At 45.9% G+C, this 15,200-nt stretch carries 14 protein-coding genes; 3 read left to right on the top strand and 11 right to left on the bottom strand.

Annotated elements, in window-relative coordinates; all coding sequences use genetic code 11:
- Nucleotides 1–73: 73 nt before the first annotated feature.
- From QUA07_RS00350 to QUA07_RS00305, 10 genes are all read right to left on the bottom strand, one after another.
- A complete protein-coding gene (locus QUA07_RS00350; RefSeq protein ID WP_333321481.1) occupies nt 74–595 on the bottom strand; it encodes a DUF29 family protein in 522 nt (173 codons plus the stop codon).
- A 170-nt stretch (nt 596–765) separates the two neighbouring features.
- A complete protein-coding gene (locus QUA07_RS00345) occupies nt 766–1,980 on the bottom strand; it encodes an ABC transporter permease subunit (RefSeq protein WP_333321479.1) in 1,215 nt (404 codons plus the stop codon).
- Between the two features lie 132 nt (nt 1,981–2,112).
- The gene (locus QUA07_RS00340) at nt 2,113–3,198 is read right to left on the bottom strand and encodes an amino acid ABC transporter substrate-binding protein (RefSeq protein ID WP_333321476.1); all 1,086 of its coding nucleotides are present in this window, start codon (nt 3,196–3,198) and stop codon (nt 2,113–2,115) included.
- Between the two features lie 318 nt (nt 3,199–3,516).
- Complete coding sequence (locus tag QUA07_RS00335; protein ID WP_015178453.1) at nt 3,517–3,744, bottom strand: hypothetical protein; 228 nt, start codon at nt 3,742–3,744, stop codon at nt 3,517–3,519.
- 316 nt (nt 3,745–4,060) lie between these two features.
- The gene (locus QUA07_RS00330) at nt 4,061–9,166 is read right to left on the bottom strand and encodes a PAS domain S-box protein (protein WP_333321474.1); all 5,106 of its coding nucleotides are present in this window, start codon (nt 9,164–9,166) and stop codon (nt 4,061–4,063) included.
- A 330-nt stretch (nt 9,167–9,496) separates the two neighbouring features.
- The gene (locus tag QUA07_RS00325) at nt 9,497–9,898 is read right to left on the bottom strand and encodes a fasciclin domain-containing protein (protein ID WP_006634220.1); all 402 of its coding nucleotides are present in this window, start codon (nt 9,896–9,898) and stop codon (nt 9,497–9,499) included.
- 346 nt (nt 9,899–10,244) lie between these two features.
- Entirely contained in the window at nt 10,245–10,634 is a 390-nt protein-coding gene (locus QUA07_RS00320; RefSeq protein WP_333321472.1) for a hypothetical protein, read from the bottom strand.
- Nucleotide 10,635: 1 nt separating this feature from the next.
- The gene (locus tag QUA07_RS00315; protein WP_333321470.1) at nt 10,636–11,112 is read right to left on the bottom strand and encodes a hypothetical protein; all 477 of its coding nucleotides are present in this window, start codon (nt 11,110–11,112) and stop codon (nt 10,636–10,638) included.
- A gap of 99 nt (nt 11,113–11,211) precedes the next feature.
- Nucleotides 11,212–11,655 (bottom strand): Hsp20/alpha crystallin family protein, encoded by a 444-nt coding sequence (locus QUA07_RS00310; RefSeq protein ID WP_333036736.1) that lies wholly within the window; start codon nt 11,653–11,655, stop codon nt 11,212–11,214.
- A gap of 252 nt (nt 11,656–11,907) precedes the next feature.
- Nucleotides 11,908–12,195, bottom strand: a complete 288-nt coding sequence (locus QUA07_RS00305; protein WP_333321468.1) for a hypothetical protein — start codon at nt 12,193–12,195, stop codon at nt 11,908–11,910.
- Between the two features lie 186 nt (nt 12,196–12,381).
- On the opposite strand from QUA07_RS00305, the gene QUA07_RS00300 reads away from it, so the two are divergent.
- From QUA07_RS00300 to QUA07_RS00290, 3 genes are all read left to right on the top strand, one after another.
- Nucleotides 12,382–13,176, top strand: coding sequence for an MlaE family lipid ABC transporter permease subunit (locus QUA07_RS00300; protein WP_333321466.1), 795 nt, complete (start codon nt 12,382–12,384; stop codon nt 13,174–13,176).
- A gap of 63 nt (nt 13,177–13,239) precedes the next feature.
- The gene (locus tag QUA07_RS00295) at nt 13,240–13,632 is read left to right on the top strand and encodes a DUF3119 family protein (protein WP_333321465.1); all 393 of its coding nucleotides are present in this window, start codon (nt 13,240–13,242) and stop codon (nt 13,630–13,632) included.
- A 58-nt stretch (nt 13,633–13,690) separates the two neighbouring features.
- Nucleotides 13,691–15,022: a DUF3086 domain-containing protein gene (locus QUA07_RS00290; protein ID WP_333321463.1), complete on the top strand. Its 1,332-nt coding sequence runs from the start codon at nt 13,691–13,693 to the stop codon at nt 15,020–15,022.
- On the opposite strand, the gene QUA07_RS00285 is transcribed toward QUA07_RS00290, so the two are convergent.
- Nucleotides 15,009–15,182 carry a hypothetical protein gene (locus QUA07_RS00285; protein WP_333321461.1) on the bottom strand — a complete coding sequence of 58 codons (174 nt, stop codon included), beginning with the start codon at nt 15,180–15,182 and terminating at the stop codon, nt 15,009–15,011. The genes QUA07_RS00290 and QUA07_RS00285 overlap by 14 nt on opposite strands.
- Between the last annotated feature and the right edge of the window lie 18 nt (nt 15,183–15,200).

Here is a 15,200-nt window from a genome sequence, read left to right as displayed (position 1 = left end):
TTATTAACCCGCGTAGGCGGGTTTTGCTTGTATAGACGCGATTTCCAATCGCCAAAGCTAAAAAAAATCCTACTTATTTTCGCCGATTTATCCAATCTTCTCCACCTGGTAACTGACTTAAATGCTGGGCTAACACTGCGGGTAAATCTTTGGCGGAATGGATATAAGTCAAGGTCAATAACCTCACAGCAGTTTGAATAATCAGGTTTCTATCCATCATCTCTGCAAGTTGAAATTGAGTATAAACACCATTCAATACTTCCTCCGCAGCCTCTGCAATCGCATCCTCAATCACCTCCTCCTCTATAAAACTCTCCCATTCATCAGAATTGATGTAATAAGATGTTTTATTATCTTTAATATTTACCTTTTTAATTTCTCTGATTGCATGGCGAATCGAACTTCCCCAAGAACCAGTTAATCGCTGTTCAACTTGATTTTTAATCAAGTGAATCAGCAAAATATTTAAAAAAGATTGGATTTGTCGCAAAATTGCCTGTTTGCTCATTCCATCTAACTCATCGACTATTGCCAAAGCATCCGTATACCTTCCTTCCAATATGCTCTTTCTAAGAGCAATTAATTCTTGTGTCATTTGCTCCACCTCCAATTTGATACTAGCAAGCCAAAGATAGTTGTGAGTTATTTATTATTGCTTAATCCTTAAGTCACAAGTTTTAGTTACTCGGTCTAAGCCAAAGTCACTGTATGCCATTTGACGCGCTCTCCTTTTATTACAATTAAAATAGATTAAATATAAACTATTTACCTCTCCTTGATTTGTACAGTTTTATTGTACCAATTCATGAACAGAGAAACTATCAAACTAATTGTTAGGTATGTTACCATGATAATTAACATTGCTTCGATCGCCCGACCGGTCTGATTCAAGGTCGGAGAACCCACAACAAAATAAACGTCGGGATAAGCAACCGCAACCGCTAAACTCGAATTCTTAGCTAAATTCAGATACTGACTGGTTAAAGGCGGCACAATTACCCGCAAAGCTTGCGGCAAAATTACCATCCGCATCATTGTTCCAGACTTCAGCCCCAAAGACTTTCCCGCTTCCCACTGGCCTTTCGATACTGATTGAATTCCGGCGCGGACAATTTCGGCAATGTAACTGCCAGTATACAAGCTGAGTCCTGTCACCAAGGCTGCAAATTCAGGAGTTAATTTTAATCCTCCTTCGAGTTGCAATTCTGGTGTCAGGCGGGGGAAATCTAGACGAAAAGGCAGATTTTTGGTGATAATAAAAGCTAAGATTGCACTCAGCCCGATCGCACCTAGAGCCCAAAACAACTGTCTTCCCGGCTTAGCTTCTTCCAACATCACCCGCGCCCGCCACATCCACAGCCCAGCGGCAGCCAAAACTCCGACAGTTAGCAGAATCAACCAAATCTCAAAACCCGGCAAAGCCACTGGCGTTGGTACAGCAATGCCGCGATTTGTAAAGTAAATCGGCCCCCTCATCTGCTGATTGTCTTCCAGTTTTGGCAGGGAAATGAAAACTGCAAAATACCAGAAAAATAATTGCAGCAATAACGGCGTATTTCGTAAAATTTCCACATACAAACCAGCCAAACTCCGCAGCAGCCAATTGTCGGAAAGGCGCGCAATTCCTACCGTCAAGCCCGCAACTGTTGCGAAAATAATGCCGATACCCATCACCCGCAGCGAGTTGATTAAACCGACTAAATAAGCTTGTCTGTAACTGTTAGCGGGACTGTAGGGGATTACACTTTCACCGATGTCAAAAGATGCTTGGGAATTGAGAAAATCAAATCCAAAGGCAATCCCCAGTTGCGAGTAATTGGCACTGAGATTGTCCGCGAGAATCGCGATAACAACTATTACTAAAATTAGAGCGATCGCCTGTCCGGCTATTTTCCAGAAGCGATCGTCCCGTAGCAGTTTTGATATATCTTTAAATTTGGGCAATTTCTCCGATTTCCCCGGTTGAGGTTCTGGATTCATAACTGTTTAATGTAGAACACACTATACCTAACTTTAGCCTGCCTAAAATATCTTGTTGGTTAACTGTCAACAGTCAACAGTCAACAGTTAACAGTCAACAGTCAACAGTCAACAGTTAACAGTTAACTAAAATTAACGGAACGGCGGCGAGTAAAGCAAACCGCCATCTTTCCAGAGTCGGTTTTGACCCCGTTCTAACTTGAGTGTACTTTTGGGGCCGAGGTTGCGATCGTAGATTTCCCCGTAATTCCCCACTTTCTTAACAACGCGGACAGCGTAGTCGTTTGGGAGTCCCAAACCTTTACCTAAATCTCCTTCTGTTCCTAGCAAACGTTTGACGTTCGGATCTGTAGTGCTTGCCACTATTTTGTCTACATTTCCTGAATTAATCCCCAAATCTTCAGCTTCAATCGCCGCGAAAATAATCCATCTCACCGCGTCCGACCATTTAGGATCGCCGCTTTTCACCGCTGGGGCTAACGGTTCTTTTGACATCACGATCGGCAAAACAACATTATTCTCGGAATTCGGCAGAGTTGTCCGCTTAGAAACAAGTTGCGATCGATCGGCAGTAACACCTTGACAGCGACCTTCTTGATAGGTAGCAAAGGTAGAATTCACATCTTCAAACACCACAGGAGTGTATTTAACTCCTAATCTTCGCATTTGGTCGGACAAATTTTGTTCCGTGCTCGTACCTGTCTGCACGCAGATAGATTTGCCCGCAAAATCTTTTAAACTTTTGATGCCGCTGTCTTTTTTGACCATGATGCTTTGAGAGTCATAAAAGATCACCGGGGCAAATTCCAGTCCGGTAGTGCTGTCGCGACTCGCGGTGTAGGTAGTATTTCGGCTGAGAATGTCGATTTCTCCCGCCTGCAAAACTGTAAATCTATCTTTAGCGTTGAGTTTTCGGTACTCGACTTTTTCGGGATCGTCAAATATTGCTGCCGCGACAGCCCTGCACACATCCACGTCCAGTCCCGAATATTTGCCTTTTTCGTCTACAAAGCTAAAACCCGGCAGTTCGCCGCTGATGCCACAAATCAGTTTGCCGCGGCTGACAATTGTATCTATCCGGCTGGAACCTTGTTGCGAGTTGCCACCTGCCGCAGTTGTTGCTGTTGTTTGTCCGGTTTGTGCCGATCGATCCCTACAAGAGACCAACGGTGCCACAAACAATACACTTGCTAGCAGCAGAAATCCCCATTTACGCATAAATTTTAATAGAACGCTTTCCTGACAATCCTACCTTGTAGCTGTCAGAACTGTGGCGATCGGCGATCTACACAGATTCCGGTTTCAAATTAGCCGTTCTGCATCCGGTGCTGCACTGCGGCAACTGCACCGACTACCCGCCTGTTTTTTTTTGAGCAAACTGGGAACCCAGAGTTAGAAACCCGGTTTCTGGCTGAAGGCCTGGTCGTCAAACCTAAGATTTATCCTTGAAACCCGGTTTCTTTTCTGCTATTTCTGCCCAGCGCAAGGGCTCATCGCCTTTCCCTGGAATATTTATCCGATTTTGATTGAATCCGCTCACAGTAGCTCTGGGGCTAGCCGCTGCTCAGCTAAATCGCGGATTAGGGAAAGCCGAGACTGGATGTATTCGTCCAACAAATCTGCTTCTTTGCCATTAAGCGCAGAGTTCGTCTTTAACTGCTTTAGCAGCCACTGTACCAAGGTCGCATCGTCTAAATTGACTAACAGAGTAGCTTGGGTGGTCTCAATTAATGACCAAAGTTGGCGTAACATGACTGGAGTCATAAAACCTCGTTGAGCGTAAATACGCACTTAATGGGCGGGGATAGCGAAAAGCTGGTCTTGGTGTCTCAAGCCGATCGACGAAAAGCACCCTCATGTCGATCGGCTTAATGATTATTTTATATTTGACCACAATAACTTAATGCAGTAGTGTCACAAGTTACAACACACAAGATGTTATAAGAGTTCCCAATTCCTTCACATTCAGATAAACATCTTGATAAAAGATTAACAATCTTTACACGCGCTCGCTCGCGGGGGCTGCCAAGAGCTGTCCGGGATCGCGCCCGATAGCCCGGTTCAAAAGAAAATTGATTGATTACTCAGCCACCACCAACTTTTGAACCCTCGCCAGAATTATTTCTAATTCAGCGATGATTTTTGTAGCCCCCTCCAAATCATGTGATTCGGCCAGACTTTGAAGCTGATCTGCCATATCGGGCATTAACCGCACCGCCGCCGTAGCGCTGACACCTTTAATTTGATGAGCGTAGCGGGCGAGTGTCTCCATATCTCCCGATGCTATCGCCTCCTTAGCAGCTTCTAAATAACTAGCAGTATCCACCACAAAAGCTTGCAGTATTTCCCGCTCAAACTCTAAATCAGCGCCCGAAATTTCGTGCAAACGTGCCATATCGATTACCGATTCGATATCGGGCTCAGAGTTTGGAAGTTCCTCGCCATTAAACTTGGGAGTTTCAATTTTTAGCTTGGCCGACCAATTTTCTAGTACCGATTTTAACTTTTCGATCGAAATAGGTTTGCTAATATAATCGTCCATGCCCGCCGCCAGACACTTTTCCCGATCGCCCTTCAAAGCATTCGCCGTCATCGCAATCACCACCGTCTTTTGATGTGGCTCCATCTTCCCAGCAGCAACATCTCCCGCTTCCCGGCGGCGCAATTCCCGCGTTGCTTCGTAACCGTCCAAAACCGGCATCTGACAGTCCATCAACACAATGTCATACTTTTTCAGAGCAATCATAGATAGGGCCTCTGCGCCGTTATTCGCGACATCCGCCGCGCATCCCAACACTCTGAGTTGATTCAGACCAACTTTTTGATTAATTGGAGTATCTTCCACTAACAAAATCTTTAAACTCCCTAACTGCCGGTTGTCAATAGCTGAGGCTCGATTGGAGGTTGGATTTGCCAGCGGCTCATCAATCAGCGTACTCGGGGCGATCGCATTCGCCAAGCAATCAAATAGTCGGTGAGCTTTAACAGGTTTAGTTAAATACCCGCTAAAACCGCTATCTACCAAGCGTTTCGCCTCTGCAAGCTGAGTCATTGAAGTCAGCACCACCCACTTTGTCTGCTGCATTGCAGGCTCAGAAATCCTCAAGCGTTCGAGACTTCCCGCCACCATTTCCGGCAACTGAATATCAACCAAAACGATATCGTAAGGGCAATTAAGGCTGACAGCTTTGTACAGAGATGCGATCGTCATCCAACCGTTCTCAACCTGCTCAACCTCCATTCCCCACAAAACAGCCATTCTCACTAGCACTTTTCGCACTGTCGGCTTGTCGCTGGCAACTAACATTTTTCGCCCCGCCAGCACCGTTTCAAAATTCACTTCGCACGCTGTGCCGACAGCAGTTGAATTTTCCGCAACTGTCGGCACAGTAAACCAAAAAGTCGAGCCTTTGCCAGGTGTACTTTCCACACCGATTTGCCCACCCATCAACTCCACCAACTCCTTAGAAATAGCCAGCCCCAAACCTGTGCCACCATATTTTCTTGTCGTAGAGGCATCAACTTGAGTAAAAGATTGAAACAGCTTTTTTTGGTCTTCTGGAGCAATCCCAATTCCTGTATCTATGACTTTAAACAGCAAGAGTATCGACTCACTATTTTCTATTTTTACCGATTCGATATTCTCTAAAATTTTCTGATTATCGCTGGCTGCCAATGACTCAGGATTACTAGCATTAGCCACCTCAATCACTACTTCTCCTGCTTCTGTAAACTTGATAGCATTGTTGATCAAATTAGTGAGTATTTGCCGCAACCGTGCTGCATCACCTTTAATTTGCAGCGGCACGTCGTTGTCAATCAGTGCCACCACTTCTATACCTTTTTCTTGTGCGGGAGTTGCCAACAAATCCAGCACTTCATTCACACAGATACTGAGGTTAAATTCTAGTATTTCTAAGCGCATTTCTCCGGCTTCCAGTTTGGAGAGATCCAGAATATCATTAATGATGGAGAGTAAATTTTGACCGCTGAGTTTTAGCGTCTGTACAAAGTCAAGCTGTTCGGGAGTAAGATTTGTTTTCAGCAGCAAATCAGTCATCCCCATCACTCCATTCATCGGAGTACGGATTTCGTGACTCATATTTGCTAAAAATAGCGACTTCATTCGAGATGCTTCTAGGGCTGCTTCTCGGGCCTGCTGCGCTTGTTCAAAAAGAGTAGATTGCTGAATGGCGATCGCCAACTGCACGCTCAACCTTCCCAGCAAATCCATCTCAGAATCAGTCCAAACACGCGGAGCGCTGCACTGATGGGCAATGAGCAATCCCCACAACCGATTTTGACTCGTTTCCAAACTCCTTTCCGGAAGTTCAATGCGAGTTTCCGGCGAATATTCTGCTGCCAACCCCTGACTTTCATCGCCTATAAAAATTGGTACAACTAAATTAGCCCTTACCTGCAAACTAGCAAGTAAATCTCGGTGTTCCTCGCTCAAATTGGCCGTATAAATATCTGCCATTGTTTGAATAGTTCCTGCACTGTACAGCCATACAAAACTTTCCCCAAAGGACGTTCTTTGAACTTTTCTGCCCAGCAGGGGCATCCAATCATCCCCTACAGATTCCACCACCACAATCGCTGTTTCCTCAGAATCAAAACGATAAATTACCGTGCGGTCAGTTGCCAGCAACTGCCGCACTTCGTGTACAGCAGTGCTCAGAGTTTGAGTGAGGTTGAGAGACTGACGGACTCGCTGGGCGATCGCCGAAACCAGCCGTTCTTGTTCTGCTTGTTCCCGCAGCATTCTCTCAGCTTGCTTGCGTTCGGTGACATCGCGAATTACCGCAGCAAAGCACAGCGGTTCGGTGGTTTGAGGGTGCTTGACCAGAAAAGCATTCATCACAACATCAATGGGTTGTCCGTTGCCCAAGTGCTGCATTTGACCTTCGCCTTGCCACTGGCCATGACTGATAATTGTTGGTAAAATCTCTTGACTGAATTTCTGTTGAAAATAGGGCCCAATATAATCCCAAATCTCCGTATAAAGCACTGCCGAAAGATTCTCTACACCCACCAGTTTCCGTCCGGCTTCGTTGACAAACAGCGTTTTGCCTTTCAAGGTAGCCATACCGATAAAATCGCTGCTGTTTTCAATCAGCGACACAAATTTTTGCCGTTCTTCTTCTCCTTTTTTGCGTTCGGTAATGTCGCGCTTGACGCAGACATGACAAATTACATCGTCGGCGTTGTTAATCACAGAGTATGCCGCAACGTCGATCGCCAGCGTCTGGCCTTTTTTAGTGGAGTTAGTAATTTCGCCCCGAAAACTTCCTGTTTTTGCTAAACTTTGGGCAATTGCCAAAAAGCGATCCCCCGCCACCAGCGGCGAAGCTTCTGCTTCTAATTCCGCGTCTGTGTATCCTAGAAGCGTTTGGTGAGCAAGATTTTGTTCGACGAAAAACCCGTCAGCATCGATAATGACGATCGCATCATTGGAGTTTAAAAATATTTCTCGGTAAAGCTTTAGTTTTTCCTCAGCTCGCTTGCGTTCGGTGATGTCTCTTTTGACACTTACATAACAAACGACATCCCCAGCATCATTTAAAACCGCAAAAGCCGAAACCTCCACCTCAACTATTCCCATTTGCCCAGCCTTAATACAAGTCATTTCGCCTCGGTAACTCCCCGAAGTGGCCAAGCTTTGCAGCACCGACGCAAATGTCTGTTCTCCCATGTGAGTGGCAGGCGTTTTTCCCCACAATTTTGACGCGCTGTGACCCAGCAAAGCCGTGTGAGCTTGATTTGTTTCTAAGTAATAGCCTTCGGGGTCTAAGATCGCGATTGCATCGTTGGATTTCAAAAAGATTTGTTGATAAAGTTGCAGCTTCCGTTCAGCTTGTTTCCGGGCGCTAATATCCGTGAACAAGCCGTAGTAAACTATCTCCCCCGATGCTTGGAATTCTGGCTGGGAAGCTCCTTGCACCCATTTAAGTTTTCCTGACGGAGTGACAATTCTTCCTTCCCACCGCCAAGGCTGCAAATTTTCAGCAGAAAGCGTCACCGAGTTAAGAAAATCATCTCGATCTTCGGGATGAATCATGTCAACAATTACATTAAAATCCTGCTGAGCAGCCTCTGGTTCTATTTCATACAATTCTCGGCAGCCCGCGCTCACAAACGAGAAGGCCATCGAGCCATCTGGACGTAAGTCAATTTGATATACCGTACCCGGTACGCTAGCAGTAATTTTTTGCAGTTTGGCTTGGCTTTGATTCCTGGCTTCCTCTGTGGCCTGCAAAGGATTAATCTCTCTAGAAAAACCCAAAACCCCAAATATATTACCCTCTGCATCGCATAGCGGCAGTTTTTGCGTATCAAAGACGTGCTGTTTTTCGCCTTCAAAGACGATCGCCTGGTAGGGATTGCGAACCCTCTCCCCAGCCAGCACAGCTCGATCTTCCTCGCGGATGCCCCTAATTGAGTTGTTGCGATCGCCAAATACTAATTCGGCTGAAAACCCTAATTCAATATCATCTTTGCCGATAATTTCCTCAACATTTTTCCCCACATATTCAGCAAAACTTTGATTAACAAAAATGTATCTAAAATTTCTATTTTTAGCAAAAACTCTGTCCGCAGCAGCGTCCATTACAGCCCGCAACAATAGTTTTTGACTTTCTGAATCCAGAGCACAATTATTTTGAAGTTTATCCTTGACAAGGGTCGGTTTAGCTGCTAGAGTATTTAACTTTTTTGCACAAATTTGAGCTACTGTGTGGAGCAAACAAAGGTGTTCCAAATTAAAAACATTTGCCTGCTCTGCACCAATGAAAAATACTCCCAATAATTCCTCACTTTCATCCGGGTTGGCTGGTGCCATCAAGACCGACTGAAACTGAGCCATTGGTGCCGGAGCGATGTTGTGCGCCCAGTCCCGATTGCCAGCAAGCCATTCAGCGCGAGCAGCTTGCAAGCGCCCTTCCATTTCGGATCGGGTGCTAGCAGTTAAGGGCTGTAAGTGTTGCAGGTATAGTCGATCGTCCGGTAGGGTCAAAATGGCGATCGCCGCGCCAGGAATCAGGCGATCGAGATATGCCAGACACGCAGACCAAATTTCATCAGCACTGAGACTGGCTTGAACTTTTGCAGTAAGTTCGTTGAGAACTTGCAGTTCCAAGGTACGCTGGCGGACTTGTGCTTTGAGGCTGGCGGCTAGGATTTGCATAGTGCTCACCACACTGGTTTGCTTATATTATAATTATTGATTTTCAAATTTTTGTAAACAATCATCTTAAAATATATCCGACGAAAAGACAACGGTTTTATATTTAAATTACCTTCACGCGCTAAAAAACCAAGGCGCGATCGGGAGCAAAGAGACACTGCTCAATGCAAGCTCTCGCTCCCGCTGCGACTTAACATCACACCTAAAGATAGATGCAATATCCAGACTTCCGTGGCTTAAACCAAAAAAAATTAGACCAAAGTTCAAACCCTGAAATTCATCTGTAGAGTCAATCAAAAATCGAAAATCGAAAATCAATGGACGGTGAAACTAGCCCATTAAAATCACATTATCGATCACATGGATCACGCCGTTATCAGCTTCGATATCCGCAGCGACAACTGTAGCATTTTTCACCTCAAAACCGTCAGAACAATCAATTTTAATCGGCGAACCTTCCAAGGAAGTAACAAAACCGAGTTTTGCCAAATCAGCTTTCATAAACTTCCCCGATACGACGTGAAACATCAAAATCCTAGTCAGTTGGGGAACGTTCTGCACTAGGGTGGTGATAGTTCCCGGCGGCAATTTCGCAAAAGCATCGTCAGTGGGTGCAAAGACAGTGAAAGGGCCCGGACTTTTGAGCGCATCTACTAAATTAGCTACTTGCACGGCTGTTACGAGGGTTTGGAACGAACCCGCACCTACGGCAATATCAACAATATCAGGCATTGTGTTTTACCTCATCTGGAAAAAAGTTCTATTAAGTATCGTAAACTGAGGCGGGCAACAATACCTACTGTCTTTTTTGAAAAATTGGTAATTATTTTTTAGTGAGGACTTCAATCCTCACATTTTTGATGAGGACTTCAGTCCTCACTACAAACCTAATAATATAGGACTTACGCATGGGGGCCCAGAAACTGGGTTTTTTACGAAAATACTGCGTTAAAACCCGCAGATTACGTAAAAAACCCAGTTTCGAGGAGTCGGAGTGCGTAAGTCCTGTAATAGTTATTTTACCAGATATAATATTACTAACCGCTTGGCAATTTAACGGCGCGGTGCTTTTAAATTGTTACAAGACTGCTGGCGATTGTGATACCAAAACCTCTGTTTGTAAATCTGCTACTTCAGCATTTAGGTTTTCTCCCTTGTGAATGCTAAAACTGCCGTACAAAATTGAAATTTCAAAAATGTCTGTATGAATCAAAGCTGCTTTCCGGTGCGCGTCTTCACCCAAATGAAAACCAATCAAATCAGCTTCAGGATCTTTGACATCTTCAGGATGGAACACCTCCCAACTGATGTCTCGGCAGTCATGAAATACTATGCTATAAGGCAATCGATCGCCTGTCGGATCGTAAATACATTCAAATAAAATTTCATTCCCCCACAAAGACACATTGACATTTGTGATCAGGGATGTAAGTTCGCCTAAATTAAGCAAGTTGTAGTCATCGGGCATATTAATTACTCACTTTTTCTCCAGTATTGTGCGTCCCAGGAATCTTATTGCCAAATTCATCGCGTGTTTTGACCAAGCTGCCATCTTTGTCAAGACGCAAACCTTTGTTTATTTTTCGGCCATCTGAACCGTATCTGGGAGCTGGGGTGCGTACCACTTCACCATCAGGACGGATATTGACTCGCGAACGATCGGCAAATTCGTATTCAAGATAACCCCCTTCAGTAGTTCTGATTTCTGCACCCAATCCGCGCAAAAAGTCATCGACTTCTTGGCGAGTCATGCCGGTTAAGTCTCCAAACTCAGATGCAATTCCATTTCCTCCCACTCCCTGACTCGGCACGCAAGTCTCCTCATCAAGCATTGCTGATAAGAGTTTAGCACAGGTGGAAAATGGGAAAAAGGAAGTTTGGCAACGAGCAATGTACGGGATGTAACGGATGGATGGATCGATGGATATCGAAGAAGGAAGAATCATTCCTCAAACTCCCCATGCCCAATGCCGTATTTTGCCAATACCTAAAACAAATAGGGCGCGCACCGCACGCCCTATCTATCAGCAATTAGCCAACAATTATTAGCCACCGATTTGAACTTTAACCACGCGGTTCTTTTCTGCTTCCGCTTTGGGCAAATTCAGGTGCAAAACTCCATTTTTGTACTCAGCTTCTACACTGTCATTTTGTACCCGTGCGGGTAGGGGAATCACCCGGCGGAACGAACCGTAACGGAACTCAGAGCGAGTCATGCCTTTATCTTCACTCTTAGTTTCCAGACGGCGTTCGCCGCTAATAGCAACGGCTTCTGCCGTTACTTGTACATCCAAATCCTTAGCTTCCATGCCCGGAACTTCTAATTTAAGGTGGATGGCTTCGGGAGTTTCATCGAGTTCGGCGGGGGGTACAAAAGCAACACCGTTAGATGCGCGATCGGTTGCCGGTGTCAAGCTATCAAACAACCGATTCATTTCTCGTTGCAAGGAGTCCATTTCCCGCAAAGGTTCCCAACGAATAAGTGCCATAACTAATACCTCGACTATCTGAAGTTTTTAGGGTTGAGAAACACTTGACTCAACCTGTATTTAATATATTCCAGCTTCCGAAATAGGGGGATTCGGTTTTCCGCAAAAAAGCCGATCGCATTTCCGAACATTCGCGATCGATACTGCTAAATAATTGCGGGTGCGGATATCCGATCCAACCCGAACAAAGCAATTTTAGATTTTAGATTCGAGCCAGGAATTCCCATCTAAAATCTAAAATCGAAGGTTCGATTAACTCCACCGCGAATGCTGATAAGAAGCGTAGGTATCAAACAAAGCACCCACCAAACCAAAAGTTAGACCGATGACGAAAAAACCCTGGAGGGGACAGCCGCTGCCGAAAGTAGCTAAGAACTGCAAAATCAGGTCTTCTCCAGAACGGCCTAATCCTTGGAGAGCAGGCACGAAGCGGATCAGCGAAAAGCTAGTCAATCCCGCACCGATTAACAATAAGGGGGCGACAAAGCTCAACAGGCTGGTGAGCAGTACAGAGCGAAGAAAATTGGGAAAAATGCTCATAAGAGTCAGTAAATTCAGCTAAACTGCCGAAAGGTGCAAGCAAACAAAACTTGTCCTTTTCTACGATAGGCAGCGATCGCCCTCCGTGGTCAGTTCTGTCAGAAATCTTAAATGTTATAGAAAAAACTTGTTTAAGATTTGTAGATAGATTTCATTTTTGGCAGTTGTTCTATACTCGAAATCCCCTTGAGCACCAGTACATCTTCGAGCCTCAGTTTGTGGAGTCAGCGGTTGCTGGCAGCAGCTTTATTGGGCGGCCAAGTCATGCTGCACTTGCTGAAGGGCAAAATTCATCGCCGCAACACCCTCGATCAAATGGCAGCAGTCGGCCCTGAATCTCTGCTGATTGCTTTGCTGACTGCGGGTTTTGTCGGCATGGTATTTACTATTCAGGTAGCGAGGGAATTTATTAACCTCGGTGCCGGCAATGTCGTCGGTGGCGTTTTGGCTTTGTCTTTGACGCGCGAACTCGGCCCCGTCTTAACAGCCGTAATCGTGACGGGGCGAGTAGGTTCGGCTTTTGCGGCGGAAATCGGCACGATGCAGGTAACAGAACAGATAGATGCCCTGCTGATGCTCAGAACAGACCCGATCGACTATTTAGTAATTCCCCGCGTCATTGCTTGCTGCTTGATGCTGCCAATTTTAACCATCATGTGTCTCGTCACCGGCATCCTCGGCGGACTGCTGATTGCTACGACGATGTACGGCATCTCTCAAAGCGTGTTTTTAGAATCAGTCCGCAATTTCCTGAGTTTGTGGGATATTTGCAGCGCGGCAATTAAGGCTTTTGTATTCGGTGGCTTGATTGCTGTAATCGGCACTAGCTGGGGTTTGACCACCACCGGCGGGGCAAAAGGCGTCGGCCAATCGACTACTACGGCGGTGGTGACGGCTTTGCTGGCTATTTTTATTGTGAACTTTTTCCTGACTTGGCTGATGTTTCAGGGAACGGGTTCTAGCGTACTCAAGGGCTTGTAAGCTAGGAAACAGATAAAATATGAATAATTGGCAACATTCGTTTACTACCCTTGATTTAAACCCGTGACTACAACTGCCTCTTCGACTGCGCCGACAAATACGATCGAACTCGCTCCGAGTTATGCGATTCCCCTAGTCATGGTACTGGCGGCCCTACCGCTACTGTTCGTTCAGAAGTGGGTGAGTTTGCCGCTTTCTTTGTTCGGCTTGTTTCTGATGTACCAAACCGCCACCCTCCGGCTACAATTTACCCCAACAGATTTGGACATTTATCGATCGTCCAACTTAATCCGTCGCTTTCCTTACCGAGAATGGCAAAATTGGCGGATATTTTGGCCTGCGGTGCCGATTTTGTTCTATTTCAAAGAAATTAACAGCATTCACTTTCTGCCGGTTCTGTTCGATCGTAAAATGCTACAGACCTGCTTAGAACAGCGCTGTCCCCGTCAAGACTAAAAAAGTTGTTAATTTTTAATTTTTAACTTTTCCGTGCCCACGCCGAACAAAATTTCCCATGAATTCAGACGAATCTCCAACCCAAGAACCGCAACCACAACCAGCCGCCCCAAGCGGTGACGGCGAAGTCGATTTGCCCGTGAATGAGACGGAATACCAACTTCTATCTCAAACAGAGGATTTGTGGCTCGACGAAAATGAACTGCCAGCCCAACTCCCGCCAGAAACAGACCCGCCGCTGGCAGAGGAAGATGCCGAAATCGCCCAATTCGTGGACGAAGCAGGCGCAATCGCCCAAATTGGGCCCAACACCCACGATGGCGAATCAGAAAGTCCGATCGCTCCAATCGAGCTTCCAACAGACTCTGTGCCAACAGCAACCGCAGAAACGGTAACGGCCATCCCAGACAATGTTACCGAACAGTTGGCAGAGAGAGTCAAAGAATTGCACCAGCAAGAACAAGCTTTGACTGAAAAAATTGCAGCCTTGGAAGCCGAGAAAGCCAATGCTATAGAAGCGTTGGGCCAGGCTCAAGCATCGATCGGGCGTTTGGTACAAGACGGCTTGATTCAACTAGATCAGCGCAAACAAGCGCTACAAATCGAAGTAGAAAAACTCGAACGCCGGCGCGATCGAATTCAAAAGGAAATGCGAACCACTTTTGCCGGCGTTTCCCAAGATTTAGCAATTCGAGTCCAGGGTTTCAAAGACTATCTAGTAGGCAGTTTGCAGGATTTGGCCGCTACCGCCGAACTCTTAGATTTGACACCGCCGGCCCCAGAAACACCACAGCGAACTGCTGCTGAAGAGTCTCAATCCTCAGCACCAGTAAATCCCAAATTTGCCGAACAGGGATTTCAAGAACAAGCCAAACAAATTCGCCGCACCCTCGATCAATATCGCACTGTCCCCGACTACTACGGCCCGCCTTGGCAACTTCGCCGCACTTTTGAACCCATCCACGCGGAACGAGTTTCTAACTGGTTTTTCACTCAAGGAGGAAGGGGTGCTTTGCGGACTATGGGTTCGCGCTTGCAAAATATCTTGATTACTTCGACAATTATTTCTGTACTCAGAAGCGTCTACGGTGGACGGGTGCGGACTTTAGTGCTCGCCAACAGTCCCGAACGTTTGGGAGAGTGGCGCCGGGGTTTGCAGGACTGTTTGGGCATTACTCGCAGCGATTTTGGCCCGGAAAGGGGGATTATTATGTTTGAGTCGGCGGAAGCTTTGGCTCAAAAAGCCGATCGACTGGTGAAAGATGGCAAATTGCCACTAATTGTGATTGATGAAACTGAGGATTTAATTAGTTTGTCAATCCTGCAATTTCCGTTATGGCTGGCCTTTGCTGCAGATCCGCAAACTTTGATGGCTGCTAAGGATTTTTGAGCAAGTCCGGGCGAATATAATTCGCTGCTATACAAACTTTCGTCCGCCTGCGCGGACTGAAGAAAATCCGGGGGAAATTAACCGGAATTGGTTCTTCCTTCTTCCTTCTTCCTTCTTCCTTCTTCCTTCTTCCTTCTTCCTTCTTCCTTCTGCTGTACACGAAATCTCAAATTAAAAA

This window comes from Microcoleus sp. T3_A4, from assembly GCF_036700465.1.
Classification (GTDB): Bacteria; Cyanobacteriota; Cyanobacteriia; order Cyanobacteriales; family Microcoleaceae; genus Microcoleus.
Note: the sequence above shows the minus strand (reverse complement) of the source record. Positions and strands in the feature narration are given on the sequence as shown.